23 protein-coding genes and 1 pseudogene are annotated in these 23,858 nt (G+C 37.9%); 12 read left to right on the forward strand and 12 right to left on the reverse strand.

The genetic code is table 11. The annotated features are described in order from the left end of the window. The 3 genes from HMPREF0014_RS26310 to pal all read left to right on the forward strand — a co-directional run. On the forward strand, nt 1–489 hold a 489-nt coding region (locus HMPREF0014_RS26310; protein WP_020992258.1), incomplete at its 5' end, for a cell envelope integrity protein TolA. Nucleotides 490–583: 94 nt separating this feature from the next. Then, nucleotides 584–1,864 (forward strand): Tol-Pal system beta propeller repeat protein TolB, encoded by a 1,281-nt coding sequence (gene tolB, locus HMPREF0014_RS16530; RefSeq protein WP_004885760.1) that lies wholly within the window; start codon nt 584–586, stop codon nt 1,862–1,864. A gap of 27 nt (nt 1,865–1,891) precedes the next feature. Then, entirely contained in the window at nt 1,892–2,455 is a 564-nt protein-coding gene (pal, locus tag HMPREF0014_RS16535; RefSeq protein ID WP_002052670.1) for a peptidoglycan-associated lipoprotein Pal, read from the forward strand. Nucleotides 2,456–2,509: 54 nt separating this feature from the next. On the opposite strand, the gene HMPREF0014_RS16540 is transcribed toward pal, so the two are convergent. Further along, nucleotides 2,510–2,698 carry an NF038105 family protein gene (locus HMPREF0014_RS16540; RefSeq protein ID WP_004707487.1) on the reverse strand — a complete coding sequence of 63 codons (189 nt, stop codon included), beginning with the start codon at nt 2,696–2,698 and terminating at the stop codon, nt 2,510–2,512. Between the two features lie 182 nt (nt 2,699–2,880). Between HMPREF0014_RS16540 and HMPREF0014_RS16545 the strand changes: the two genes are divergently transcribed. From HMPREF0014_RS16545 to HMPREF0014_RS16565, 5 genes are all read left to right on the forward strand, one after another. Then, nucleotides 2,881–3,852 carry a class 1 fructose-bisphosphatase gene (locus tag HMPREF0014_RS16545; protein WP_004707484.1) on the forward strand — a complete coding sequence of 324 codons (972 nt, stop codon included), beginning with the start codon at nt 2,881–2,883 and terminating at the stop codon, nt 3,850–3,852. 57 nt (nt 3,853–3,909) lie between these two features. Then, nucleotides 3,910–4,686, forward strand: coding sequence for an RNA methyltransferase (locus HMPREF0014_RS16550; RefSeq protein WP_004885756.1), 777 nt, complete (start codon nt 3,910–3,912; stop codon nt 4,684–4,686). A 159-nt stretch (nt 4,687–4,845) separates the two neighbouring features. Further along, nucleotides 4,846–5,460, forward strand: coding sequence for an RNA polymerase sigma factor (locus HMPREF0014_RS16555; protein WP_004885751.1), 615 nt, complete (start codon nt 4,846–4,848; stop codon nt 5,458–5,460). Then, complete coding sequence (locus tag HMPREF0014_RS16560) at nt 5,450–5,770, forward strand: hypothetical protein (RefSeq protein WP_002052599.1); 321 nt, start codon at nt 5,450–5,452, stop codon at nt 5,768–5,770. The genes HMPREF0014_RS16555 and HMPREF0014_RS16560 overlap by 11 nt, the downstream gene beginning before the upstream one ends. Beyond that, complete coding sequence (locus tag HMPREF0014_RS16565; RefSeq protein WP_002052406.1) at nt 5,760–6,149, forward strand: DUF3106 domain-containing protein; 390 nt, start codon at nt 5,760–5,762, stop codon at nt 6,147–6,149. Before HMPREF0014_RS16560 ends, HMPREF0014_RS16565 begins: the two co-directional genes overlap by 11 nt. An 81-nt stretch (nt 6,150–6,230) precedes the next feature. On the opposite strand, the gene HMPREF0014_RS16570 is transcribed toward HMPREF0014_RS16565, so the two are convergent. The 4 genes from HMPREF0014_RS16570 to cxpE form a co-directional block, all read right to left on the reverse strand. Then, entirely contained in the window at nt 6,231–8,660 is a 2,430-nt protein-coding gene (locus tag HMPREF0014_RS16570) for a CSLREA domain-containing protein (protein ID WP_004885749.1), read from the reverse strand. A gap of 15 nt (nt 8,661–8,675) precedes the next feature. Further along, a complete protein-coding gene (gene rbtA / locus HMPREF0014_RS16575; protein ID WP_006581839.1) occupies nt 8,676–10,529 on the reverse strand; it encodes a rhombotarget A in 1,854 nt (617 codons plus the stop codon). A gap of 324 nt (nt 10,530–10,853) precedes the next feature. Beyond that, nucleotides 10,854–11,552, reverse strand: a complete 699-nt coding sequence (gene hda, locus HMPREF0014_RS16580) for a DnaA regulatory inactivator Hda (RefSeq protein ID WP_001249536.1) — start codon at nt 11,550–11,552, stop codon at nt 10,854–10,856. 20 nt (nt 11,553–11,572) lie between these two features. Continuing rightward, nucleotides 11,573–12,766: a chloramphenicol efflux transporter CxpE gene (cxpE, locus tag HMPREF0014_RS16585; RefSeq protein ID WP_002052735.1), complete on the reverse strand. Its 1,194-nt coding sequence runs from the start codon at nt 12,764–12,766 to the stop codon at nt 11,573–11,575. Between the two features lie 135 nt (nt 12,767–12,901). Here cxpE and purM point away from each other — a divergent pair, with 135 nt between their 5' ends. Both purM and purN read left to right on the forward strand, forming a co-directional pair. Further along, a complete protein-coding gene (gene purM / locus HMPREF0014_RS16590) occupies nt 12,902–13,972 on the forward strand; it encodes a phosphoribosylformylglycinamidine cyclo-ligase (RefSeq protein ID WP_000071984.1) in 1,071 nt (356 codons plus the stop codon). Then, a complete protein-coding gene (purN, locus tag HMPREF0014_RS16595) occupies nt 13,969–14,598 on the forward strand; it encodes a phosphoribosylglycinamide formyltransferase (RefSeq protein WP_002052470.1) in 630 nt (209 codons plus the stop codon). Before purM ends, purN begins: the two co-directional genes overlap by 4 nt. 64 nt (nt 14,599–14,662) lie before the next feature. Here purN and HMPREF0014_RS16600 read toward each other — a convergent pair whose 3' ends face one another. Both HMPREF0014_RS16600 and sppA read right to left on the reverse strand, forming a co-directional pair. Continuing rightward, nucleotides 14,663–15,472 (reverse strand): alpha/beta hydrolase, encoded by an 810-nt coding sequence (locus HMPREF0014_RS16600; protein ID WP_004885735.1) that lies wholly within the window; start codon nt 15,470–15,472, stop codon nt 14,663–14,665. 19 nt (nt 15,473–15,491) lie between these two features. Beyond that, a complete protein-coding gene (sppA, locus tag HMPREF0014_RS16605) occupies nt 15,492–16,508 on the reverse strand; it encodes a signal peptide peptidase SppA (RefSeq protein ID WP_009500454.1) in 1,017 nt (338 codons plus the stop codon). Nucleotides 16,509–16,640: 132 nt separating this feature from the next. Here sppA and HMPREF0014_RS16610 point away from each other — a divergent pair, with 132 nt between their 5' ends. Continuing rightward, nucleotides 16,641–17,624 carry a lysophospholipid acyltransferase family protein gene (locus tag HMPREF0014_RS16610; protein WP_004707465.1) on the forward strand — a complete coding sequence of 328 codons (984 nt, stop codon included), beginning with the start codon at nt 16,641–16,643 and terminating at the stop codon, nt 17,622–17,624. On the opposite strand, the gene HMPREF0014_RS16615 is transcribed toward HMPREF0014_RS16610, so the two are convergent. The 3 genes from HMPREF0014_RS16615 to HMPREF0014_RS16625 form a co-directional block, all read right to left on the reverse strand. Then, nucleotides 17,577–20,009 carry a DNA internalization-related competence protein ComEC/Rec2 gene (locus HMPREF0014_RS16615; RefSeq protein WP_004885725.1) on the reverse strand — a complete coding sequence of 811 codons (2,433 nt, stop codon included), beginning with the start codon at nt 20,007–20,009 and terminating at the stop codon, nt 17,577–17,579. The two genes, HMPREF0014_RS16610 and HMPREF0014_RS16615, sit on opposite strands and share 48 nt — an antisense overlap. 85 nt (nt 20,010–20,094) lie before the next feature. Then, nucleotides 20,095–20,781, reverse strand: coding sequence for a lipoprotein-releasing ABC transporter ATP-binding protein LolD (gene lolD / locus HMPREF0014_RS16620; protein ID WP_004885722.1), 687 nt, complete (start codon nt 20,779–20,781; stop codon nt 20,095–20,097). After that, nucleotides 20,774–22,009, reverse strand: a complete 1,236-nt coding sequence (locus HMPREF0014_RS16625; protein ID WP_004707458.1) for a lipoprotein-releasing ABC transporter permease subunit — start codon at nt 22,007–22,009, stop codon at nt 20,774–20,776. Before HMPREF0014_RS16625 ends, lolD begins: the two co-directional genes overlap by 8 nt. A 116-nt stretch (nt 22,010–22,125) precedes the next feature. On the opposite strand from HMPREF0014_RS16625, the pseudogene HMPREF0014_RS26470 reads away from it, so the two are divergent. Then, a pseudogene (locus HMPREF0014_RS26470) lies at nt 22,126–22,227 on the forward strand (PilZ domain-containing protein); the annotation flags it as partial. A gap of 29 nt (nt 22,228–22,256) precedes the next feature. Here the strand turns inward: HMPREF0014_RS26470 and HMPREF0014_RS16630 are convergent. Next, a complete protein-coding gene (locus HMPREF0014_RS16630) occupies nt 22,257–23,165 on the reverse strand; it encodes an EamA family transporter (RefSeq protein WP_004885721.1) in 909 nt (302 codons plus the stop codon). A 10-nt stretch (nt 23,166–23,175) separates the two neighbouring features. Next, complete coding sequence (locus tag HMPREF0014_RS16635) at nt 23,176–23,661, reverse strand: YaiI/YqxD family protein (protein ID WP_079377047.1); 486 nt, start codon at nt 23,659–23,661, stop codon at nt 23,176–23,178. Nucleotides 23,662–23,858 lie beyond the last annotated feature (197 nt).

The raw sequence follows: 23,858 nt of genomic DNA on the forward strand, positions 1-23,858 counted from the left end.
GAAGATGCTAAGCGCAAAGCTGAGGCTGATGCAAAAGCCAAACAACAAAAAGCAGCTGAAGATGCTAAGCGCAAAGCTGAGGCTGATGCAAAAGCTAAACAGCAAAAAGCAGCTGAAGATGCTAGACGTAAAGCCGAAATTGAGGCCGAAGAAAAAGCTGCATCTGCTAAAAAAGCTCAAGAAGAAGCTGCTCAGAAAAAAGGTGAAGCTAAAAAAATTGCATCTTCAGCTAAACGTGATTTTGAGCAGAAAATTCGTCGTGCTTGGGATGTTCCTACAGGAAGCAGTGGTAAAACTGTTAGCGTTAGATTTACCCTGTCTGACTCAGGTAGTGTTAGCTCGATTGTTATTACACGGTCAAGTGGAGATGATGCATTGGATGCAAGTATCAAAGCTGCAATTCAGGCATCTGCTCCCTACCCAATGCCATCGGATCCTGATGCAAGACGAGAAGCACGAAGCGTTACCTCTACTTTCAGAGCACAATAATTTTGTAAGAGTTACATGCTTTAAATAGTTTGAAGCATGTAACTATGCTACAAAATCACCAGTCACAAAAAATACCTTCAATGACTTTAAACCTATGAAAACGAGCCGCAAACACCTTCTAGCCTTAACGCTACTTACAGCATTAAGTCCTCTTGCACCAACAGCTGCCTTTGCTCAATTACATTTAGAGATTGCAAAAGCACCTGATCAGGCGCCTAAAATCGCTATTGTGCCTTTTAATAACGACAATGGACTTTATCCTATTGTTGAAACTGACTTGAACCGCTCAGGACGTTTCACGAGTTCATCAAAAAACTTACCTGCAAATGCTGCTATTAACCAGATTCAAGCATCTGATTGGCAAGTTGCGGGTATCCCTTATGTTGTTACTGGACAAATTAAGCAAACAGCTGACGGGTTTGAAGTCCATTACCAACTTTATGATGTACAAAAACAGCAATATCTTCTGAATGAGTTGTTAAATGTTCCTGCTTCACGCATACGTCAAGCAGGGCATATGGTAAGTGACGCTATTTATCAGGCCTTAACCGGAATTCCAGGTGATTTTAGTGGTCGTATCGCTTATGTATTACGTAATCCTGCCACTCCTGCTGAACGTTACACCTTACAAATCGCCGATACAGATGGTGAACAACCAAAAACTGTTCTCTCTTCACGTGACCCGATTTTGTCTCCGGCATGGACTCCTGACGCCAAAAAAATTGCTTATGTTTCTTTTGAAACTAAACGTCCAGCCATTTATTTACAAGATCTCTCTACTGGAACACGTGAAGTACTTACGAGTTTTAAAGGCTTAAATGGTGCACCAAGCTTTTCACCAGATGGCAAATCAATGCTATTTACAGCATCGATGAATGGTAACCCTGAAATTTATCAAATGGATTTATCAACTCGCCAAGTCAAACGTATGACAAATGACTCAGGCATTGATACAGAAGCACGTTATACACCAGATGGAAAAGCTTTTATTTTCACATCTGACCGTGGAGGCTCTCCTCAAATTTATCGCTATGATTTTGGAGATGGCTCAGTAAAACGTTTAACATTTAAAGGGTCGTTTAATGCTCGTGGCACTTTAAGTGCAGATGGTAAAAAAATTGCACTGGTGCATCGACCAAGTGGCAGTAACTATAAAGTTGCTATCCAAGATATTAATACAGGCATTGTCAATATTCTTACCCCAACCAGTTTAGATGAATCACCAAGTTTCTCACCAAATGGGCAAATGGTGGTTTACGCAACTCGTGAAGGAAACCGTGGTTTACTGTCTATCATGTCCACTGATGGTCGTTTCCGTATGAATTTACCGAGTGAGCAAGGTGAAGTACGTGAACCAGCCTGGGCACCTAAATAACTTTTTCTTCCATTGATGGAGATGATGATGAAATCAATCAAATATTTGGCTTTTCCTCTACTTAGTGTAGCGCTTGTCATGACAGGTTGTGCGAGCCGTAAACCAGCAACGACTGCAAATGCTGGTACTACAAACCCAAGCACCGTAAACACCACAGGTTTAAGTGAAGATGCTGCATTAAATGCCCAAAATTTGGCAGGTGCTTCATCAAAAGGTGTAACTGAGGCAAATAAAGCTGCTTTAGCTAAACGTGTTGTTCACTTCGATTACGACAGTAGTGATTTATCTGCTGAAGACTATCAAACTCTTCAAGCCCATGCTCAATTCCTCATGGCCAATGCAAACTCAAAAGTTGCATTAACTGGTCATACAGATGAGCGCGGTACGCGTGAATACAACATGGCTTTAGGTGAACGTCGTGCAAAAGCCGTTCAAAGTTACCTTATTACAAGTGGTGTAAATCCACAGCAACTTGAAGCGGTAAGTTATGGTAAAGAAGCACCAGTTAATCCAGGACATGACGAATCAGCATGGAAAGAAAACCGCCGTGTTGAAATTAACTATGAAGCGGTTCCTCCCCTATTAAAATAAAACATCTAAAAAAATAAACGCCCAAATATGGGCGTTTATTTTTGCATTCTTAATTTAAGAAGATTTATTGTCCTCTTCTTCTGAATGTTGCATTGACTCAATCAAATCGTGCTTATTAAAAGCTTTATATTCAGGTTTTGCTTCATAATCTTTCCAAGCCTCCTGAACACTTTCTTTCGAAATTTCTTCTAAATTGATTGGTTCACCTGCCGTTGGGGTCGCATCAAACTTCTTAGTTGTCATTTCGATTCTCCTAAATATACATTCCTTTGCTATGCAAACAACATACCACGTAAAATGGGGCTTGTAAGCATAAATGCAACACAAATAAAGTAAGATAATTTTTATTTTCCGGCATTCTCATCTAGAATATGCCACGTATTTATTTGACTCATTTTGATGCTTGCGCACAGGAGCGTTTTTTTATGTCCAACCTCACATTGTCCCAATTTTTACAACAAGAAAAAGGGAACCTTACACCTGAGTTGGCCCAAGTTATCGACACGATTGCGACGACTTGTAAAACCATTGACCAAGCCCTACAAAAAGGTGCATTGGCTGGAATTTTAGGTAGTGCAGGTAATGAAAATGTTCAAGGTGAAACACAGAAAAAACTTGATGTGATTTCTAATGACTATTTAATTGATGCTTTAAAAGTTCATCCTCACGTAGGTGGTCTTGCGTCTGAAGAACTTGATGATTTTACACCTGCGCAAGAAAACGGCAAATACTTGGTACTATTCGACCCATTAGATGGTTCAAGTAACATTGATATCAACATGTGCGTAGGAACAATCTTCTCGATTCTTCCTGCAAAAAATGCAGTTACACAAGCGCAAGATTTCATGCAAGCAGGTACTCAACAAGTCGCTGCTGGTTATGTATTATATGGCCCATCAACAATGATGGCTTTAACAGTTGGAAATGGTGTAGCTTTCTTTACTTTAGATCCAGAAACTCAAACATTCTTACTTACTACAGAGAATGTTCAAGTATCAGCAGATACTCAAGAATTTGCAATTAACGCATCTAACCAGCGTCATTGGGAACAACCAGTAAAACAATATATTGAAGAGTTACTTGCAGGTAAAACATCTGTACGTGAAAAAGATTTCAATATGCGTTGGGTAGCATGTATGGTGGGTGATATTCACCGTATTTTATGCCGTGGTGGTATCTTCCTTTATCCATATGACTTAAAAGACCCGAAAAAAGCTGGTCGTTTACGTCTAATGTATGAAGCTAACCCAATGAGTATGCTCATTGAACAAGCAGGTGGTTCATCAACTACAGGCCGTGTTCGTATTTTAGATATTGAACCAACAGAGCTTCACCAACGTGTTCCGGTAATTATCGGTTCTAAAAACGAAGTTGAACGCGTAACAAGCTATCATTAATAATTAAATTATAGAGGGCGTCATATAGTATGATGACGCCCTTTTGGATATATCCTTATGGCGGTTATTTTTTTAGAATCAAAAGACAATGCAAAAATTAAACATTTGCGTGGTTTAATTGAACTCAATAGCGCCCGAAAAAAGCATCAACAAACGGTTCTTGAAGGTACTCACCTTTGCCTAGCTTGGTTACAACAACAGAAAAAACTCTTTTCTTTGTTTACAACTGAACAAGCCTTAGAACATCCCGATTTAAAGAAAATCATTGAACTTCACCAAGGTCATGTCTTTATTATTAGCGAAGTTTTATATAAAGACTTAAGTACCTTAGGTAATACCCTTCCTTGCTTAGCTATTATTGATTTGCCTAAAACTGCATCAACGATTGACTATAACGTAGACACTCTAATTCTCGAAAATGTACAAGACCCAGGTAACGTAGGTACATTATTACGGTCTGCAGCAGCAGCGAATATTAAACAAATTATTTGTACACAAGGCTCTGCCTCACTTTGGACTCCACGTGTTTTAAGAGCAGGTATGGGGGCTCATTTTAGCCTGTCTTGCTTTGAAAACTTTCAATTGACAGATATTCTTCCTAAATTCGATATTCCTGTTTTCGTTACAAGCTCTCATCGCTCGACTAGTCTTTATTCAAAAGATCTTTCAAAACCATGTGTTTGGATTTTAGGCAACGAAGGACAAGGCGCAAGTGATTACGCTTTAGAGCATGCACAATCAGTAACGATACCGCAACCAGGTGGTCAAGAGTCGTTAAATGTAGCAATTGCAGGATCAATTTGTTTTTTTGAAATGGTTCGCCAACGCCAATAAAACGTTAATTTATTTTACATCGCTCATATTTGTGAAAAAAATCATTTACACTACTAAAAAATAGCCGATTGTTGTCAACCTCCCACCTCTTTTCAACGTTATATAAGAGATATATTGAAGATAAGGTGGGTACGTCCAATGACAGGATTTTCCATCTCCATGGATTTAGCACCGAAAAAGTCTCGATCGGAAGCATCTAGTGTTCATGCCAGCACGGCTGAACAACGCCTAAAGGTTTTTATGCAAGATGTTACTGGACGTGCTTTAGTGATGATGGAAAGTGCTACCCAAGGTCAACAGGGCATTGCCATGGACTTGGTTCAAGAAGCATTTATTGCTTTACACAAGTCTTACGCCGATCGAAGTACTGAAGAATGGTATCCGCTGTTTTATACCATTCTAAACAACAAACTTCAGGATTGGCGCCGCAAAGAAGCTCGTCGAGCAAATCCATTATCATTCTTCAAAAAAGTTAGTCTAGACAATGATGATGAAGAAATCATTGATATTGTCGATGAAAAAGCAATCAATCCAGCAGATTTTCTAGATCAAGCAGTGACCATAGAAGAAATTCAGGAAGCGATTGCAAAACTACCTGTTCGTCAACAACAAGCTTTCATGTTACGTGCTTGGGAAGGTTTCGATACCCACACCACAGCGCAAATTATGAACTGTACTGAAGGTAGTGTAAAAACCCATTATCATCGAGCAATTCAGGGACTTAGAGAGTACTTAGCGCATTTAAATCCCATGGGAGGTTCTAATGAATCATGATGATTTCACTAAAAAGGTGACGTCTAAACTCGATAGTTTGGCCCATCACCATAAAAATAAAACAGTGGTGATGAATCATGTGCTTGACCATATCCAGCAAAAACCAGCCTCTTTTTATAGTGTCTGGAAAATGACTGGTTTTGCACTTGCAGCAGCAATTACTGGTTTTGTTATTTTGCCTAATTCGGTAGATATGATGGATAAGCCACAAAATCAAGTGGTTGTAAATCCTAAATTATCACCACAAATGGTAGAAGATTTAGAAATGCTGATGGTGTTGGGTGAGGATAAAGTTCAACATGGTAGCTAAAAAGTTAGCACTTATCCTTTGTTCATTAAGTTTCCTGCAAACCAGTTTTGCGGGTTTTGAACGTTTCTGGATTTTTTCTAAAGATGCCAATACTCAAGTAGATGATACTTGGAATGCTTTGTCTGAAGAAGAACAACGAGCAGTAATTAAACGCTATCAAAGCTTGAAAGAATTACCAGCAAACCAAAGTGCTAATCTGCAACAACGTATGGATTGGTTCAACCAACTTCCAGATGCAGAAAAACAGAAAATGCGTGAAGCTTGGCAAAAAATGAGTACACAAGAACGTAATGATTTACGTCAACGCATGCTCAAAGCAAGTGCTGATGAAAGAACCGCTATACGTGAAGAATATATCAACAAATATTTAGAGCACTAAAAACTGTTTTTTTAATAATGTGCTATTCAAAAATATAACAAGTAATAAAAAAGCCTCCTATGGAGGCTTTTTTATTTATGCTTATTTACGGTAACGTCTATAGGCAATTAAACTTAGTAAGGAAGCAAGAGAGAAAATTCCAATACTTCCTCCACCTCCACTTCGAGAATCATCTGTTGTAGTTGCTGTACTTACTAAATTAATCGTTCCTGCTTTAGCTGAAATAGTTCCATCTGCATCATAAACATAGTAAGTCAATGTATCATTGAAGGTGTTAAATACGTTACTCGCTTGAATATAGATGTTACCACCATAGCAAGTATTACCGCTATCATCTTTAGGACATGGCCCTTCTCGATCTGCTTTGACTACCTTGAAAATACCATCCTTTGAAGTTTTACTTGGTATATAAATCGGTAACTCTACACCCTGATCATTCACCCAAAATTTAGGTTTATTTGGCTTTGTCTTAAGTGTACTTGTAGGACCATCTCCATCATCATTCGCATACTGTAATAAATTCAAAGGAATGACTTCATTTGCTAAATATTTAAAAGTTACAGTTCCATCACCAGCAACTGGTGGGATATTATCAAATCGGGCTTCTAATAACCCAGATGATTGAGTAGTGCCATCTTTACTGCTAATTGTATATTTACAATAGTTATAATCGCCTGCTTGGGTAATAATATCATCTGAACGATAGAATATAATTTGCTGTAAAGCATCATTCCATTCACAAAAAAGTCCATCATCCTTTTTAATGTTTGTAACTTTATCGTCGATCAATCCTGTACCGACAGTTTCAAGATTAATATTATAATCAGATGTATTAAAGAACTTTAATAAATGACTACTATCTTCATTTGGTAAAGGTAAACCATTTGCCTTTAAGTCGATATAAATTGCTCGATATTTTGCATTTGCTTTAGTTTGATCAAGAAGGTTCTTGTAATTTGCTGAATCGATTTTTAATACATTTAATAAATATGCATAATCTGGATTCAAGATATTCTTCTGAACCGTATCATATTGAGATTGATATTTTGCAAGCAGATCTGTAAGTGACGTATTACCTAAACCTTTTATATCTCCAGCGGTCAGTTTCATTAGTTCAATCGAACCAATATCACAGCTATTACGACCATTTGGTTGATAATATAATTTACTATCGGCAAGGCGTGAAAGTCCGCGCTGGTCGATAGAAGTACATGAGTCTTTACCCTCTGGGTCTACATCTACTAGATTCTTACCACCTATATTATTTTTAGGATAATAAATTGGTAAAAAACCAGTCTCTGGCCCAGCTGAATGTAAAGGTTCTAATAATGAGTCAAAAGACTGGCCTGCTATATCAACAGTTCGATGTGTAGACGTAAGAGCTTCCGTTGGTAGATCACATTTTCCAGCATCATTCGTCAAATTTAATGCATTAAAAGATAGTATGAAACCAGCATTTTTTAAATCAGTGGCTGGCCCTATAAAATAATGACAGGCATAGGTTCCCGGGTTATAACCGATTAAATTAAATCTTAATTCTTTACTTCCTAATGTGTCATATAAAAACGTGGTATAAGCATTATTTTCAACAATAGTATTATTTTTTAAGGTTAAACTACTGTTAGCGCTAAGTATGGTTGAAGGATTAGGAGTACCGTTAGGAGTAGCATCACCAGTAAATTTCAAAATACTACCATTTACTGTATTTGCAATATTTTTAGCTATTGTATTAATTGTAAAGGTTGCTTTCGGCTCTCCGCAAAACTCAAAAGTATTATTAGAACTATTTGAACCATTACTCATAACACTAGAAGAGGTAAATGTTACTTCCCGTTTTGTATAGGCTGTGCCATTCCAACAACTCATTGAAAGTACACTTCCAGATGTTGCATTATTACCTTGAATCAAAGAGTGAGTTGCAGACAAATTAACATTATCGCCACCGAGGAAAATAGCACCACCTTTAGATGCTTGTGAGTTCAAGATTTGACTATTTAATAAGGTAACATTACCACCTGCATAAATAGCACCACCAAAGTCTGTTGCTGAACCATTTTCCAAAATAATATTTTGAAGAAATAAAGGTTGTTTATTTACTGCTGTATTAAAGATACGTGACTTACCAGCAGCATTAATTCTCGTCTGTAACGATTGTAATGCTGGATAATCATTGGTTAAAACACTTTTTTCTGCCCAATTTTTATCTTGATCTTTTTCACCATATCCATAAATCGCAATATCTGCATTTGGAACCAATTCTTTGTTTAATGTATAAGTTCCTGCTTTTAATTGGATTACCTGACTTTTAGAAGTGTTATAGACTGTACATCCATAATCAGATCTTCGTGTTTCAGCAACTTTTATGGCTTCCCTTAACGAACATGCATTAGGGTTTTCACCATCTTCATCTGCAAAAGTTGTTACTTCGATTCTTTGATTTGCTGTATCAGCAAAAAGTGGCATAGCCGCTAGCACAGCTAATGCTAATACTGCTTTTTTATAGTTTTTCATAGTCCTCATCCCTGATTATGACTTGAAACGGCGCAATGCAATTAATCCGAATAATCCTAAAATTAATCCACCACCGACACTTCCCCCACCACCGGTACTAACAGACTTATCTTCAATACCAGATACAGGTTCTTGGACTACGGTTGCTGGAATCGAGACATATTGGAAATCGGTTCCATCATTAAATCTTGATACACTCGTAACGACTTGAATACTAAAAATGTCTGCACCATGCCAGTTTCCATTTGGCGTATAAACCACGTTTCCATTTTGGTCTATGGTTACACTACCTTTAGAGACTGGCGTATCAGTACTTTGTTTTATTTTTAGACAACCTGGTTGCCATTCTTTTCCATCGGGACGGTCACCAAATAAACGCTTACATGTAGCTGGTGTGACCAAATCTGCTTCACTTAAAGAATTTAAAATATTAAATTTTGCAACTTGTCCATATTTAATATCTTGCCCTACTGTTGCGATTTCATTATTTAAAATATATTCAATTGCCCCTAAATCACATAACTCATCATAACCACTACGATTTTTTCCACGTTGATCAAGTTTCTCACAACTCGCTAAACCAATTGATGAGCCATCACTATATAAACGTCCTTTATTAATAATTAAGGAGTCAGCTAAAGTGTTATAGCTCTCAAGTAATCGTGGTTTAAAAAAGCCAAGGAAACTATCTTTTGGTGTATTAAATGGACATAACAAGCCGTCTTTAGCGGTTACATCACATATGCCTTCATCACTATCACCCGCAATTAACTTTTCACTCGTAGGCAAAAGTATATTAGGCAGCTTTGCAGAAGCATTCCGATTACAGTCAGTGGTCACTAAGTTACTTTGGACAACAGTTTGATCATTTGTATTTGGAGTACAGTTAACCCCATTACCGACTAAAATACTGTTAGAAACAGAAGCATTTCCTTGAGGAGCATCTAAAAATAAACCTGCTGCATTTTTAATCATTGTAATATTATTAACAAACATTCCATCTTTAATGTTTGCAATAAAACCAACTTTATTATGGAAAAAGGTACTATTACTAAAGCCTATGGCACGTACATTTAAGTATCCACCAGTACTTTCATCATCAAATTTTGTTGCGCCATAAAATAAGGCACCATCTGCAGAAGAAACTTCATTATCTCGGACTACAGATTGGGTCACTAAATATAAAGGCTGTTCGCTGTAAATGACGCCGCCTTGGGTTGCTTTATTATTTTGAATCAAACTATTTATGATAGTTACAAAGCCAGCTGTTTGACCTGTTTTCGATAACAATCCTTGATTGTAAATCGCCCCACCCTGATTGGCATATCCACCAATCAATCGAGAGTTTTGAATAGTCAATTTTTCATGGTTTAAAATTAAACCACCTGTTAAAACATTAGAGTTTGCGCCTGCACCTTGTAAGTTAAGATCACTTAAGGTCACAGCAAAAGAAGCTTTTTCAACGCTACCATCATCAATTTTAAATAATTGATCTGTACCGACCATTTTGATAGTTGCATTATGAGAACCAGGCTGATCAGTATCAACTAATGTAGAATCATTTTTTACTGTACTAATTGTAAGGGGAGCTGTAATCGTTATTCTGCTATTTAAGCTATATTCTTGATCGCGCTGTAAAATAATATTTGATGAAGCATCTTTATTTCCACAACCATGATACCCATTTGCATATTTTTCAACGTCAGCTGCATTAGATGAGCCACGATAATTTAGGAACTGTACAGCTTCCCTAAGCGTACATACCGTATCATCTTTATCTTCATCAGCTAAACTTGTCACTTGAATATCAGCAGAATAAGCGTGCCCAGCAGCAGCCAATAATGCAAAAGCAATGCTCCGTTTGAGCATACCCTTCTCCTTACCTATTTTTTTCATTTTTCTTTGTCAATATTGCAAAGTGTCCACTTTTGCAATCGCATCCTTTGTGCGTACTTTGTCACAGGAATCAGAATTTCTCAAGATATTTTGATCGGTCTATCCGGTCATTTTGTTCATATAACTTTATAAATATTTGGTTATTTAAGCATCTATTGATATATGAAAATTTTCTTAGGAAAAAATTTAACAATACACTTTAAAGTTAAAAGCATAAGTATTTAATAGTTCATTATTTTTATAGCAAAAAACCCAAGTTCACCCCAACCAAAGAAATAACGAGATGTATGAAACAATTTATTGTTGGTACTCATCAATTAAAGCATAAATTTGTCTTAACGTTGCATTTGAAAGCTTAGTCTTCTCACCTTTAAGAAGTTTTTCTAACTGTGCTACGGTTTGTAATAAAACAGAAGCTTGATGCGGCCCATGTAAAAGTAAATAGTCGACAATCTGCTGATCGAAATGGATACCACGTCTAGCCATAACGGAAGTAACTAAAGCATAACGGTCTGCGTATAGACTTCCACTTGGCACTTTTACACTGACCGCTTGGGTAAGACGTGATTGCAAGTCTGGTAACTCGAGTTTTAGTTCAATCGGCGCAACCCGTGAAGAAAATACAAGTTGTCCTTCATGGTTATTCATTAAATGAAACACAGCTTTTTGCCAGTGTGGCACGCCACTAATAGATTCAATATCATCTAAAGCAACTAAATCATAATGCTCTAAACAAGTAATTGCCTCAATCGGAGCATCAAGAAGTTCCAACAGTGAAACTTTTATTGCTGACTTGCCTACTTCTAAATAAGAATCACAAATCGCTGAAAGCAAATGACTCTTACCTGTTCCAGCTCCACCATAGATATAAAATCTATTGACTAGACCTGCATGTAGTTGACGCACTGCATCGACTACATGCCCCCAACCTGGTCCCGAAAAATCACTGATTCGGGCATCAAGTTGAGGTTCTATATCCAGTTGGAGTTGACGCATATAATGAATTGGCCTTGAAATTATTTCTGATCTGAAAGATTTGGTGTATCTGTATCTTGCTGTGTTTTAACTTCAAGATCAAGTTTAGTATTTTCAGTTTCTACATGAATTTGCTGAATATTACCCTCTTGCACAAATAATTCCGAATACGCACCATAAAGGCTACTCTTTTCATAGTTATCCCTTAAGTGCTTTAAGAGTACAACAATGACCGCAGCCACTGGTAATGCGATGAGCATTCCTAAGAAACCAGCAAGTTGCGCGCCTGCCAAAACAGCAAATACAACAGCAACTGGTGAAAGACCAATTTTATCACCGAGTAGGAATGGTTGTAGAATATAGCCTTCTACAGCTTGACCAATCATAAAAACCACACCAACGAGTAACAAGTGAGTCCAGTCCATTCCAAACTGAAATAGACTTGCAATAATGGCTGCAATAATGCCGACTGCAAATCCCAAATAAGGAATAATACTGGCAAGGCCTGCCACCATACCAATAATAAGTCCAACCTCTAACCCAATTAATTGTAGACCTACCGCATAGACCACACCGAGCAAAAGCATAACGAGGAACTGACCTTTAACAAATGCTCCTAAAACACTATGGCATTCACGAACGATTTGTAAGGTAGTGGCTTCATATGGTCGTGGGATGAGACGACGTAAGTTCTGCAACATACGGTCCCAGTCTAATAAAAAATAAAAAGCGATAATTGGAATTAAAACGAGTGTTCCACCAATCTGAATAAAATTCAGACCTGATTGTGCAAGCTTTAATAAAACAGCCTGAATGCTATCGGCACTGTAATTGGTCTGGACATAATCCATAACCGCTTTGGACATTTGATCGGTATCGATTTCCATTTGTTGTACATGGAAGGTCGAAGAAATCCAAGGCAGTAGCTCTGCATTAATCCAATGAATTCCAGCAGGGATACTATCTCGAGCATAAACAAGTTGTTTCCAGATGAGTGGAACCAAATACCATAATGCAACAGTTAAAGTTACACCGATACCGATAAAAACGATGCTAATTGCCAACCAACGAGGGAGCTTAATTTTTACTAGAACATCGACAAGTGGACTGAATAAATAAGCCAGGAAAAAAGCACCAAGAAATGGAATGACCACAGGCTTGAGCAAGTATAATACCCATACCAGCAATACAATACCTGCGAGTAAGAAAATACGGCGCAGTATACGATCTTGCATAAAATCTAGCCTTTTTTGATTTAATCGTTATAAATGGAAAAATATTTTTATTAAAGATAGCATTTTCGAGCATAAATAACATAAGAGTTTCGTATATTCAGGTTATAATCTGCCGCCAATGCGGAGACTTCATTTATGAGCAACTCAACTTCTACCCCAAATACCGGTTTAAGCTACAAAGATGCGGGTGTTGACATTGAAGCGGGCGACGCACTGGTCGATCGTATCAAGTCAGTCGCTAAACGTACAACTCGTCCAGAAGTAATGGGCGGACTTGGTGGCTTTGGTGCACTATGCAAAATTCCTAAAGGTTACGAAGAACCTGTTTTGGTTTCTGGAACTGACGGTGTAGGTACTAAATTACGTTTAGCACTTAACCTTAATCGTCATGACACAATCGGCCAAGATCTTGTCGCTATGTGTGTTAACGATCTTTTGGTTTGTGGTGCAGAACCATTATTCTTCCTCGACTATTATGCAACTGGTCACTTAAATGTAGACGTAGCTGCAAACGTAGTTACTGGTATCGGTAAAGGTTGTGAACTTGCAGGTTGTGCACTTGTAGGTGGTGAAACAGCTGAAATGCCTGGTATGTATGAAGGTGAAGATTACGATCTTGCTGGTTTTGCAGTGGGTGTTGTTGAGCAAAGCAAAATTATTGATGGCTCTAAAGTAAAATCTGGTGATGTACTTATTGGTGTTGCATCAAGTGGTGCTCACTCAAATGGTTATTCATTACTACGTAAAATCCTTGATGTTAAGAATGTAGACTTAACTCAAGTGATTGATGGCCGTCCTCTTGCAGATGTCGCAATGGAACCAACACGTATTTATGTAAAACCAGTTCTTGAGCTTTGCAAACAAGTTGATGTGCATGCTATGGCACACATCACTGGTGGCGGTTTACCTGGTAACTTACCGCGTGTATTACCAAATGGTGCTCAAGCTGTCATTAATGAAGCTTCTTGGGAATGGCCAGAATTATTCAAACTTCTACAACGTGAAGGTAATGTAGAACGTTTTGAAATGTACCGTACCTTTAACTGTGGTGTAGGTATGGTGATTGCAGTTGACGCAAATGATGCAGAAAAAGCAATTGAAGTGCTTAATGCTCAAGGTGAAAAAGCTTGGAAAATCGGACATATCCAAGAAAATGCTGAATCAGTGGAAGGTGCAGACGAAAAAATTCGTGTGATCTTTGAATGATGAAAATTGCTGTTCTAGTCTCTGGGAACGGCAGTAACTTACAAGCCTTGATAGATGCACGTCTATCAGGGCAAATTGTAGGTGTATTGTCCAATAAAGCCGATGCTTATGCCCTAGAGCGTGCTCAAAATGCCAATATCGCAACAGCGGTAATTTCGCATAAAGACTTTCCTAGTCGTGCCGATTTTGATGAAGCGATGCATCAGCAACTTATGGCATGGCAAGCTGATATCGTTATTTTAGCTGGCTTCATGCGTATTTTAACTGCAAACTTTGTCGATAAATGGCAAGGTAAAATGCTCAATATCCATCCTTCGCTATTACCTGCTTATAAAGGTGTTAATACACATCAGCGTGTATTAAATACGGGCGATCGATTGCATGGTTGTACAGTTCACTTTGTAACTTCTGAACTTGATGCTGGTCAAGCAATTGCTCAATCTGCAATTGAAGTCAAAGAACATGACAATGTTGCTTCTTTGGCAGAACGTGTACATAAACTTGAGCATTTTATTTATCCTCAAGTTGCAGAATGGTTATGTAATGGCCAGCTGACATGGAAAGATGGACAAGCCTATTTCCGTAATCAAATTCTTGAACACCCTATTCGTTTTGCATCTTGGTAAAAGATTTGCTCAACGTAAGTAAAAAAAGGACATGCATGCATGTCCTTTTTTTATAAAAGTCTTATTAGCGCGAATTACTATCGATAAGCTTTTTAATATAATTCACTGTATCAATTGGATGCTCTAGAGGGAACATATGCCCTCCTTCAACCACACTAAATGGAATTCCCATTTTACGCTTTGCCATTTGAGGAAAACCTCTTTTTAAGAAAGCACTCTCTTTACCCACGACTAGATGTACAGGCATTTTCGGTTTTGGCATAGGTAGCCACCACCAAGAAGGATTTTTACGGAAAATCGCGACTTCATCTTCACGAGAAATAGTTAAAGTTACACCGCCACGAATTGGATCTTCTTTTAAAGCATAGTCAATATAGGCTTGAAAGCAGTCTTCATCAAAGTCTTTATAAAAACCTTTTGGACGTAACAATGCCGCGGCTTGCTCACGAGACTCCCAATGCTCACGACGACGTGCAGATAAACCCGCAGGTGTCATGTCATCGACTATTTTAGGTTTAAATAATTTTGCCATATGGAAAGCAAAAGAGTATCTACCCAAAATAAGAGGCGGATCTAGCATAATTACTTGTGAGAAAAGCTCAGGACGTTTAAAAGAGGCCATTAAAGTTAAAACTGAACCGAGCGAATGACCAAGTCCAATCACCTTGCGCCCCTTCGCTTGGCGTACAATACTATCAATCACCTGATCAACCAAAAAAGGCCAGTGATTGGTAATCGGATAACGTTTGTCAGGTCCAATGAGTGGAACATAAATCACGTCATACTCATCTTTTAATTGATCAAACAACTTTTGATACACCTTAGACGGCACGCCATTGGCATGCGCAAAGTGTATAACCGGTTTTACTGACATACCGTTATCCTGATTTAAATTATTGTAGCTTTGCGTCTTGGCTCGTCTCTAAACGTTGAGCAACTGACTCACTTAAACCTTTACCCATTTCTGCTCCCATTCGACCTAAAATAGATTGCAGTGGATTACGTTCAATTGTGTAGTCAACTTTATTATCAAGCTTCAGTTCACGCATCAAGCTCGTAATGTTACCTGAGCGGTCAGCGACACCTAACTGGATTGCTTGCTCGCCAGTCCAGAAAAGACCTGAGAAAATAGCAGGATCATTTGATTTTAAGCGTTTACCGCGTCCTTCTTTCACTGCATTAATAAAATGAGTGTGAACATTATCGAGTACAGATTGAATATGCTCTCGTTGTACAGGATTAATCGGTTTTGTCATACTTAAAATGTCTTTATTGGTGCCCGCTGTCAAAGTACGGTCTTCAATTCCAAGTTTTTGAGCTAAACCAGTAATGCCATAGTTCGGCATAATGACACCAATTGAGCCTACCAAACTTGATGGATTCACAATAATTTCATCAGCAGCAGAAGCAATATAATAAGCACCAGAAGCACCCATATCGCCAATCACTGCATAGACTTTCTTGTCAGGATGTTCTTTTTTCAAATAGCGAATTTCTTGCCAAATTTCATCCGACTGAACAGGAGAACCGCCAGGAGAATTAATATTAAGTGCAATTGCTTTGCTATTTGAAGCTTCAAAAGCACGCTTAAGCGCTTTGTTCGTATCTTCACTATTTACTGATTGATTGCTTGAAGCATCAATGGTTCCAACAATATCAACCACAGCCAGATGAGCACTGCTACTACTTGCAGCTGAGCCTTCTTTGCTGGTCGAACAACCTTTGCCCATTAACACAACAATGAACAATAGATAAATAAAAGTAAGTGTTTTAAAGAATATACCCCAGCGACGACTACGGCGTTGTTCTTCTACAGAAGCCAGTACAGCTTTCTCAAGGATTTGCCATTCCGGTCCGTTCTGTTTAGGGGTTATAGGTTCATTTTGTGGTTTTGGTGGCCAATCGGACATAAAATTCCAATCCAAATCAATCGAAATGATGTCATTATATACGTTGATTTGATAAAAACTGTCTAAATAATATGATTTCATTTATAATATTTTTGTCTTTTTTTACTTGTTGTTTCCTCCTTACTGCTATAGATGACCAGACCAGATTCAAAAAGCATGAACTATCAATTACTCAAAACATTTAGCCGACTACCTATTCAATTTGGGCGTTCTATTGCTCGTCTATTGGCTGGCCTTGTAAATACTTTAAAAATTACTAAAACTTCAAAAAGTATAGAGCTTAACTTAAGAATTGCACTGCCCCACTTAACACCACAGCAACGTATAGCAATTACAGAAAAAGCTGTACGTAATGAATTAACCTCATATTTCGAGTTTTTAAGTATCTGGGGTTCATCTAATGAAGAAAATATTGCTCGTATCCATCGGATAGAAGGCGAACAATACTTTCATGATGCTTTAGCAGCAAAAAAAGGTGTTGTGCTCATTGTTCCTCATTTTGGCACATGGGAAGTCATGAATGCATGGTGTGCTCAGTTCACAGCAATGACTATTTTATATAAACCAGTCAAAAATGATGATGCTGACCGTTTTGTACGAGAAGCTCGCAGTCGTGAACAAGCAAATCTAGTCCCAACCGATGAAACTGGTGTAAGACAAATTTTTAAAGCACTCAAACAAGGTGAAACTACAGTAATTTTGCCAGATCATACTCCGAACATTGGGGGAGATATGGTGAACTATTTTGGTGTGCCACTTGCTTCAAGTAATTTAAGTGCAAAACTCATCCAGAAGACTAAGGCAAAAGCTTTATTCCTTTATGCGATCCGTAATGAAAATGATGGTTTTACCATGCATATCGAACCAATGGATGAGAAGATCTATGAAGGAACTGCAGACGATGGTACTTATGTCATCCATCAGGCAATTGAGCAACTCATCCATAAATATCCAGAACACTATCACTGGAGCTATAAACGCTTTAAAGCAAACCCAGCTTTAGACAATGTTTATAATATTGACCCTGCAGAAGCGATTAAAACCGTGAATAGGCTCAAGGCTGAAGCTTTAGGGAACTCTACGCAACCAGAGGCGCTCAAAACGTCGGTTGTGTAAAACTATTTTTTGGTTTTCCAAAACAAAACTTAACGTTCCTTGCTCTACTGTACTTTTAAGCGGGATATGAAGGGCTTTTAAACGATTGATAACCTCTTGGCTTGGATGGCCATAAGGGTTATCAAACCCAGCCGATGCAATTGCCAGTTTTGGTTTTAGGGTTGCTAAAAAATCATAAGCCGAACTGTGCTTGCTTCCATGATGGCCTAATACCAAAACATCTACTTTTAAACTTGGATAGTCTTCTAACAATTCGTATTCTGCCTCCCATCCAGCGTCTCCCATAATCAGAAAATTTTGGTAATCACTAATTCCTTTAAAATGCAGATATACCACACAGGAATATTGATTCTGTTGAGAATGGACAAAAGCTAAATCTTTTTCTTTAGGCCATAAAATTTGAATATCTAATTCAGGATATTGCCATTGTTGACCTTGATGACAATACTGAAATGGCTGCTTTAGAGTAGTGGAAGATTGCTCATTTGAGAGAACCTGCTTTACAGGAATCTCCTGCTGAATGAAAGGAAAAGCCCCACTATGATCTTGATCAAGATGAGATAGCACAACACGATCTAATCGCTTTACTCCTTGTTGGCGTAAGAATGGAACTACAACATTTTGTCCAATACTAAATATTTTTTCATCGTAAGAACCGCCTGTGTCAATTAACCAGTTTTGTTCGAAATGTTGTAAAAAAATGGCCTGCCCCTGCCCAACATCTAAAATATTAAGCTGAATTTGCTGACTCGTGTTGTTCACAATAACTAAAGGTAAACAACATAATATTCCCCAAGTTTTGGGCAGAATTCCTTTAGGTAAAAATAAAATAATTATGGCAAAACTAATCGCTAATAAATACAGTGGTGTCAAGCTTATACCTTGTAATGGTAAAGAGAGTTTTTCTAATAAGCCCAAACAACTTAGCAATATGCTGAGCAAGATATCATTGAAATAAAAAAGCATGTTTCCAAATGGTTTGACAATAAACCATGTACAAGCAGCCAGAATATTTAAAGGAACAATAATCCCACCAACGATAGGCACCGCAACAATATTGGTTAATGGAGCAATCCAAGAAATTTGTTGAAAGAAAAGTAAGGTTAAAGGACTCAATGCAATAAAGATTTTGCCTTGAGACTCAATTAACACCTTAGTCATAAAATTCATTTTCGAGCGTAAGCTTAAAAAATGTTGATCAGGTATTTGAACTATAGTTTGATAAATTCTTAATAAAATAAAGCATGCCCCATAAGACAACCAAAAACCTGCAGACAAGACACTAAACGGGTCCATGAGTAATAATAAACTTGCGCTGTATACGAGCAATGCAAATGGTTTAAGAGGTTGTTTTAATACTATAAAAGAAATAAATATAAAGACTGACAACAATGTCCGTAGTGCAGGAATTTCGAACCCCACAAAAGCTGTATAAATTAAAACACCGAAACAGCATGGTATAGCCATCAAAACTTGTTTGAGTTTCCATAAGTAAATTTGAGGATAATAACGGCAGATGACTTGATGACAGGACCAAGACAACATGATGGCAAAAATAAGTACATGTGGCCCTGAAATCGCTAACAAGTGAGCAATTCCCAATTGTTTAAATTGTATTTGGGTCTCATCTGATAAAAGGCTTTCATCACCAGTCAGCAAAGCTAAAATTAGCCCTTTTTGTTGTAGTGAAGAATTTTGCAATAGATGCCTAAAATTTAAGCGCAGCTTTTCTATATTTATTTGAAATCTATTAAAAAAGGACTGCTGTTCTCTTGAATGCTGTTGATATCCCAATCGATAAATTTCATCAAGGCTTAAAGGCTCAATATACTGAACAATAAAACCAGACATTATATTTCGCTGAATAAACCACTTTTCCTGATCAAAAGCTCCTGCTGTGGCGTAACTATGAGCAGGTTTTGTTTTTCCAGATAGTCGATAGTAATGGCCTAATTGAAGTTCTTGATTGCTCTTCAACATACTTTGATTATCATTTTTTAAATACAGTAGCCAATTTACCGGATCTTTAGATAGGTTTAATACTTGAGCATTTTGTTGAACTTTATTGTCTTTTTCTTCACTTAGTTGATTTATATAAACAATAATATCGAGATTTTTTGAATCCATTTCTCTTTGTTGTAAGCGTTCGACCAACGCATTCTCGGCATATTGATACCCCACAACAAAAAGGCTGGCTGCACATAACAAAGAATACATTGCCTTTAAAAATGGTCGGCTAACGAATACTGAGCGTTTATAAAGATAAAAAATAAAGGCAAGTAACAGTAGAGCCTCGCCCACTTTTTCATATTGCATGATTAAAGGGAAATCTATTCCCATCAATGCAATACCGCCAACCCACCCCAATAGAATAATCTTAAACATTTAAAAATCTAGTCATTATCATTTTAGGGGCAAAATTAAAGCCCAACTCAGTGGGCTTTAACAATGTGATTTAATGACAATTTTTTTAAGAACCGTTTACCCACAGCCCATCTTCCATATGCAAGATTGAATCTGCTGCCTGAGCTAATTGCTCATCATGGGTCACAATTAACATGGCCATGTTTAGTTCTTTCTTAAGATCGGTGAGCAACTCGAAAATACCTACTGCTGTTTTACGATCTAGGTTACCCGTAGGCTCATCAGCTAGTACTACCGCAGGCTTAGTCACTAATGCACGAGCAAGCGCAACACGTTGACGCTCACCACCTGAAAGTTCACCTGGTTTATGGTCCATACGATGAGATAACCCAACTCGATCTAACAAATATTCAGCCTGGGCCTTAACCGACTTATATTGACTGTCCGCTCGAAGCATCAAAGGCATTGCCACATTTTCAAGCGCACTAAATTCAGGCAATAAATGGTGAAACTGGTAAACGAAACCTAAATACTGATTACGTTGAAAACCACGTTCTGCTTCACCCAAGTTATCAAAGCGCTGACCATTTAAAAAGACTTGGCCTTGGGTTGGTTGATCTAAGCCACCGAGTACATGTAACAAAGTACTTTTACCTGAACCACTTGCACCAACAATAGATACAAACTGCCCTGCTTCAACTTGTAAAGAAAGACCTTTAATGACTTCAACCTTAGATTTACCATCATCAAAATGCTTATAAATATCTTTTGCTTCTAGAACGACTTTACTCATAACGCAATGCCTCGGCAGGTTGAACTTTGGCTGCACGAAGCGCCGGATAAATAGTTGCCAAGAAACTTAAGAGTAAAGAAACAATCACGATAATTGTCACGTCTTGCCATCTTAAGTACGAAGGTAAGTAATGTACAAAATAGGCATCGAACAAATTAAGTCCAAGAACATTATTAAACCAAGAAATAATATCACTGATCGTAAGTGCCAAAATTACACCTAAAACCGTGCCCGCAACTGTACCAATCACACCAATCACTGTACCTTGCACCATAAAGATTTTAGTAATCATGGATGGTGACGCACCTAAAGTACGTAAAATTGCAATGTCCGATTTTTTGTCAGTTACCACCATGACCAAAGACGAAACAATGTTAAATGCAGCAACCACAATAATCAGTACAAGTAATAAACCAACTAATGTTTTTTCCATTTGAATGGCATTAAACAAATTACCGTGTGTATAGGTCCAGTTCGTTGCGTAGAAATTGCTTGGCAAGTTTTTCACAATATCATCGGCAACTTGAGGTGCTGCAAAAATATCATCCATTTTTAAACGGACGCCTTGAGCACCATCAGGTAAACGCAATAAAGTCGATGCATCATATAAAGCAATGTATCCGACCATTGAGTCCACTTCAGCACCTACGCTGAAAATACCCACCACTTTAAAGCGCTTAAAACGAGGCACAACACCTGCTGGAGATGGCGTTGCTTCTGGTAATACTAATGTCACACTGTCATTTAGACGTAAACCAAGTGAATCGGCCATGTCTTTACCAAGCACAATACCGAACTCACCCTTTTTAAGTGAGTCGAGGCTACCGGCAACAATATGATTTTGAATGATAGACACATTCTTTTCATATTTCGGATCAATACCCGTCACCATGATACCAGCCACTTGCCCTTGAGCAGTTAACATACCTTGTAATTGAGTAAAAGGTGCAACTCCAGTCACATGGGGATGATTTTCAACTCGTTTAATCAGCTCAGGCCAATCCGTAAGAATTTGCGTTGAAGAAACTGTCGCTTGCGGTACCATTCCCAAAACACGATTTTTCAATTCGCGGTCAAAACCGTTCATTACAGAAAGTACCGTGATCAGTACAGCGACACCAAGTGTCAAACCGACCATCGAAACCAATGCAATAAAAGAAATAAAATGATTACTGCGTCGTGCGCGAGTATATCTCAACCCTATATACAGTGAGATTGGTTTAAACATACCTTCTAAATCCAAGGTCATTGATGGAAAATAGAGAAGTGCGATCCACACTTCTTATTTAGCCATATCGTTAGATGCTGTATTAAGGTTTAAAAATCAGTAAGTTCTGACCTACCCTTAACAATCCTAATATTATATTGCTGCGCTATTTTCTACTACTTAAGATATGAGATCAATTTGATCATGCATTTAGCTACGAATTAGAACAATTTAATGAATAAGCTCAACAAATTACCCTCATCTTCTCCTATTTAGATTTAATATGTTGGGCAAAATTACGGTTTGCTTGAATGTCTTTATAGAAATACAGGAATAGACCAAACAAGATAATAAATGCCCCCACAAAAACCATCATTGAAAGATGTTCATGGTTTAAAACAGCACCAATCATCATAGCTAACATAGGCGTAATAACGGTTGTAAGCGATAAAGTAGTTGCTTTGATATTTTGTACAAGTTTGAAATAACAGAACATAGCAACGAGTGAAGCCATAAGAACTGTATAAATTAGAGCAAATAAGGATTTAGCTTGCGGCAAATGGGTCGGAGCATATTGCCAAATAAATGGAATAAGACAGCTCGCCAAAAGCGATGAGACCAAGATTGAACCTGTTGCCTGAGCCATAGGTTGAATTTGGGCATTCACTTTTTTTACCCAAAAAATAGAAAATGAATAAACAAAAACACTGATCAACATTAAAACAATGCCAAATGGATGCACGTGCTGACCAGATCCATTCAAACAAATGATTGCTAGACCACAAACGGCAATCGCCATACCAAACCACTGCAATTTATAAAGATGCTGACCAAAAGCAAAACGGCCAATTAATCCAGCCATGATAGGCGCCAGACCAAACATGAGTGCGATCATGCCTGAACTTAAATATTGAGTTGCAGCATAAGTAAAAATTTGAGAGCCAATTAAACTAAAAGACCCTGCAAAATAACTATGGAGAGCTTGCTTATGAGTGGGAAAAGAAGTTTTTAGAATAAGTAAAACAATAACTGAAAGAGGTAAAGCAATATAAAAACGTAATAGTAAGGCCCACATGACATGTAAGTCAGACACGCTCCATACAATGGCTAAAGGTGTCGTTGCCCAAATAAATACAAGCAAGACATAAGTTGAAGCCAAGTTGGTCTGGGATGGCATAAGAAGCTCACTAAGCAGTTTTACGTTTTTGCTTTAAAATTGTTTGGTCGAGTGCACTGGAAAATTCACGCTTATCACGTTCTGAAATTGGAGGAGGACCACCTGTCTGGACTCCAGCACCACGCAGCGTGTCCATAAAGTCACGTAAGTGCAATCGTGCCTTAACATTTGCAGTGGTATAAATCTCACCACGTGGATGAATCGCGATACCACCTTTTTCAATAACTTGAGCAGCAAGCGGAATATCTTGTGTAATGACAATGTCATTTTCAGACATACGATCAACAATTTCCTGATCGGCCTGATCAGCCCCACTTAAAACCTGTATTGATTTAATGCGTACCGATGGGGTAATGCCGACATTTTGATTGGCTACAAAAATCACTTCTAACTGATAACGATCTGAAGCTCGCAAAATGACTTCACGCAGAATTTTAGGTAATGCATCTGCGTCTACCCATAACTTAAATGGCAGCACGTTATTCTCTATTTCCACTAAAAATATAAGTCTAACAGATGCATTTCATTAGAGAATAGCGCTAAATATAAAACTTGTTTTCTAAATTTAATTTTAACAATCTCTTAAAAGTCGACTATATTCACTCTTAAAAGCACGTGTTTTGCCTATTGAAAGGCTTTTTAATAAGTAAATATGTGCTTTTGCAAGAGAATTTACATATGTTGACTTGAAAA

This window comes from Acinetobacter sp. RUH 2624 (assembly GCF_000162375.2).
In the GTDB taxonomy this organism is placed as follows: domain Bacteria; phylum Pseudomonadota; class Gammaproteobacteria; order Pseudomonadales; family Moraxellaceae; genus Acinetobacter; species Acinetobacter nosocomialis.

Excerpts from the sequence above, each read along its gene's own strand:
- sppA (WP_009500454.1), bottom strand. The coding sequence starts at position 16,508 with ATGTCCGATTGGCCACCAAAACCACAAAATGAACCTATAACCCCTAAA.
- HMPREF0014_RS16615 (WP_004885725.1), bottom strand. The coding sequence starts at position 20,009 with ATGTTTAAGATTATTCTATTGGGGTGGGTTGGCGGTATTGCATTGATG.
- HMPREF0014_RS16570 (WP_004885749.1), bottom strand. The coding sequence starts at position 8,660 with ATGAAAAACTATAAAAAAGCAGTATTAGCATTAGCTGTGCTAGCGGCT.
- HMPREF0014_RS16600 (WP_004885735.1), bottom strand. The coding sequence starts at position 15,472 with ATGTCAGTAAAACCGGTTATACACTTTGCGCATGCCAATGGCGTGCCG.
- pal (WP_002052670.1), top strand. The coding sequence starts at position 1,892 with ATGAAATCAATCAAATATTTGGCTTTTCCTCTACTTAGTGTAGCGCTT.
- HMPREF0014_RS16545 (WP_004707484.1), top strand. The coding sequence starts at position 2,881 with ATGTCCAACCTCACATTGTCCCAATTTTTACAACAAGAAAAAGGGAAC.
- tolB (WP_004885760.1), top strand. The coding sequence starts at position 584 with ATGAAAACGAGCCGCAAACACCTTCTAGCCTTAACGCTACTTACAGCA.
- cxpE (WP_002052735.1), bottom strand. The coding sequence starts at position 12,766 with ATGCAAGATCGTATACTGCGCCGTATTTTCTTACTCGCAGGTATTGTA.
- rbtA (WP_006581839.1), bottom strand. The coding sequence starts at position 10,529 with ATGCTCAAACGGAGCATTGCTTTTGCATTATTGGCTGCTGCTGGGCAC.
- hda (WP_001249536.1), bottom strand. The coding sequence starts at position 11,552 with ATGCGTCAACTCCAACTGGATATAGAACCTCAACTTGATGCCCGAATC.
- HMPREF0014_RS16625 (WP_004707458.1), bottom strand. The coding sequence starts at position 22,009 with ATGTTTAAACCAATCTCACTGTATATAGGGTTGAGATATACTCGCGCA.
- HMPREF0014_RS16540 (WP_004707487.1), bottom strand. The coding sequence starts at position 2,698 with ATGACAACTAAGAAGTTTGATGCGACCCCAACGGCAGGTGAACCAATC.
- HMPREF0014_RS16630 (WP_004885721.1), bottom strand. The coding sequence starts at position 23,165 with ATGCCATCCCAGACCAACTTGGCTTCAACTTATGTCTTGCTTGTATTT.
- lolD (WP_004885722.1), bottom strand. The coding sequence starts at position 20,781 with ATGAGTAAAGTCGTTCTAGAAGCAAAAGATATTTATAAGCATTTTGAT.
- HMPREF0014_RS16565 (WP_002052406.1), top strand. The coding sequence starts at position 5,760 with ATGGTAGCTAAAAAGTTAGCACTTATCCTTTGTTCATTAAGTTTCCTG.
- HMPREF0014_RS16560 (WP_002052599.1), top strand. The coding sequence starts at position 5,450 with ATGAATCATGATGATTTCACTAAAAAGGTGACGTCTAAACTCGATAGT.
- purN (WP_002052470.1), top strand. The coding sequence starts at position 13,969 with ATGATGAAAATTGCTGTTCTAGTCTCTGGGAACGGCAGTAACTTACAA.
- HMPREF0014_RS16610 (WP_004707465.1), top strand. The coding sequence starts at position 16,641 with ATGACCAGACCAGATTCAAAAAGCATGAACTATCAATTACTCAAAACA.
- HMPREF0014_RS16555 (WP_004885751.1), top strand. The coding sequence starts at position 4,846 with ATGGATTTAGCACCGAAAAAGTCTCGATCGGAAGCATCTAGTGTTCAT.
- purM (WP_000071984.1), top strand. The coding sequence starts at position 12,902 with ATGAGCAACTCAACTTCTACCCCAAATACCGGTTTAAGCTACAAAGAT.
- HMPREF0014_RS16550 (WP_004885756.1), top strand. The coding sequence starts at position 3,910 with ATGGCGGTTATTTTTTTAGAATCAAAAGACAATGCAAAAATTAAACAT.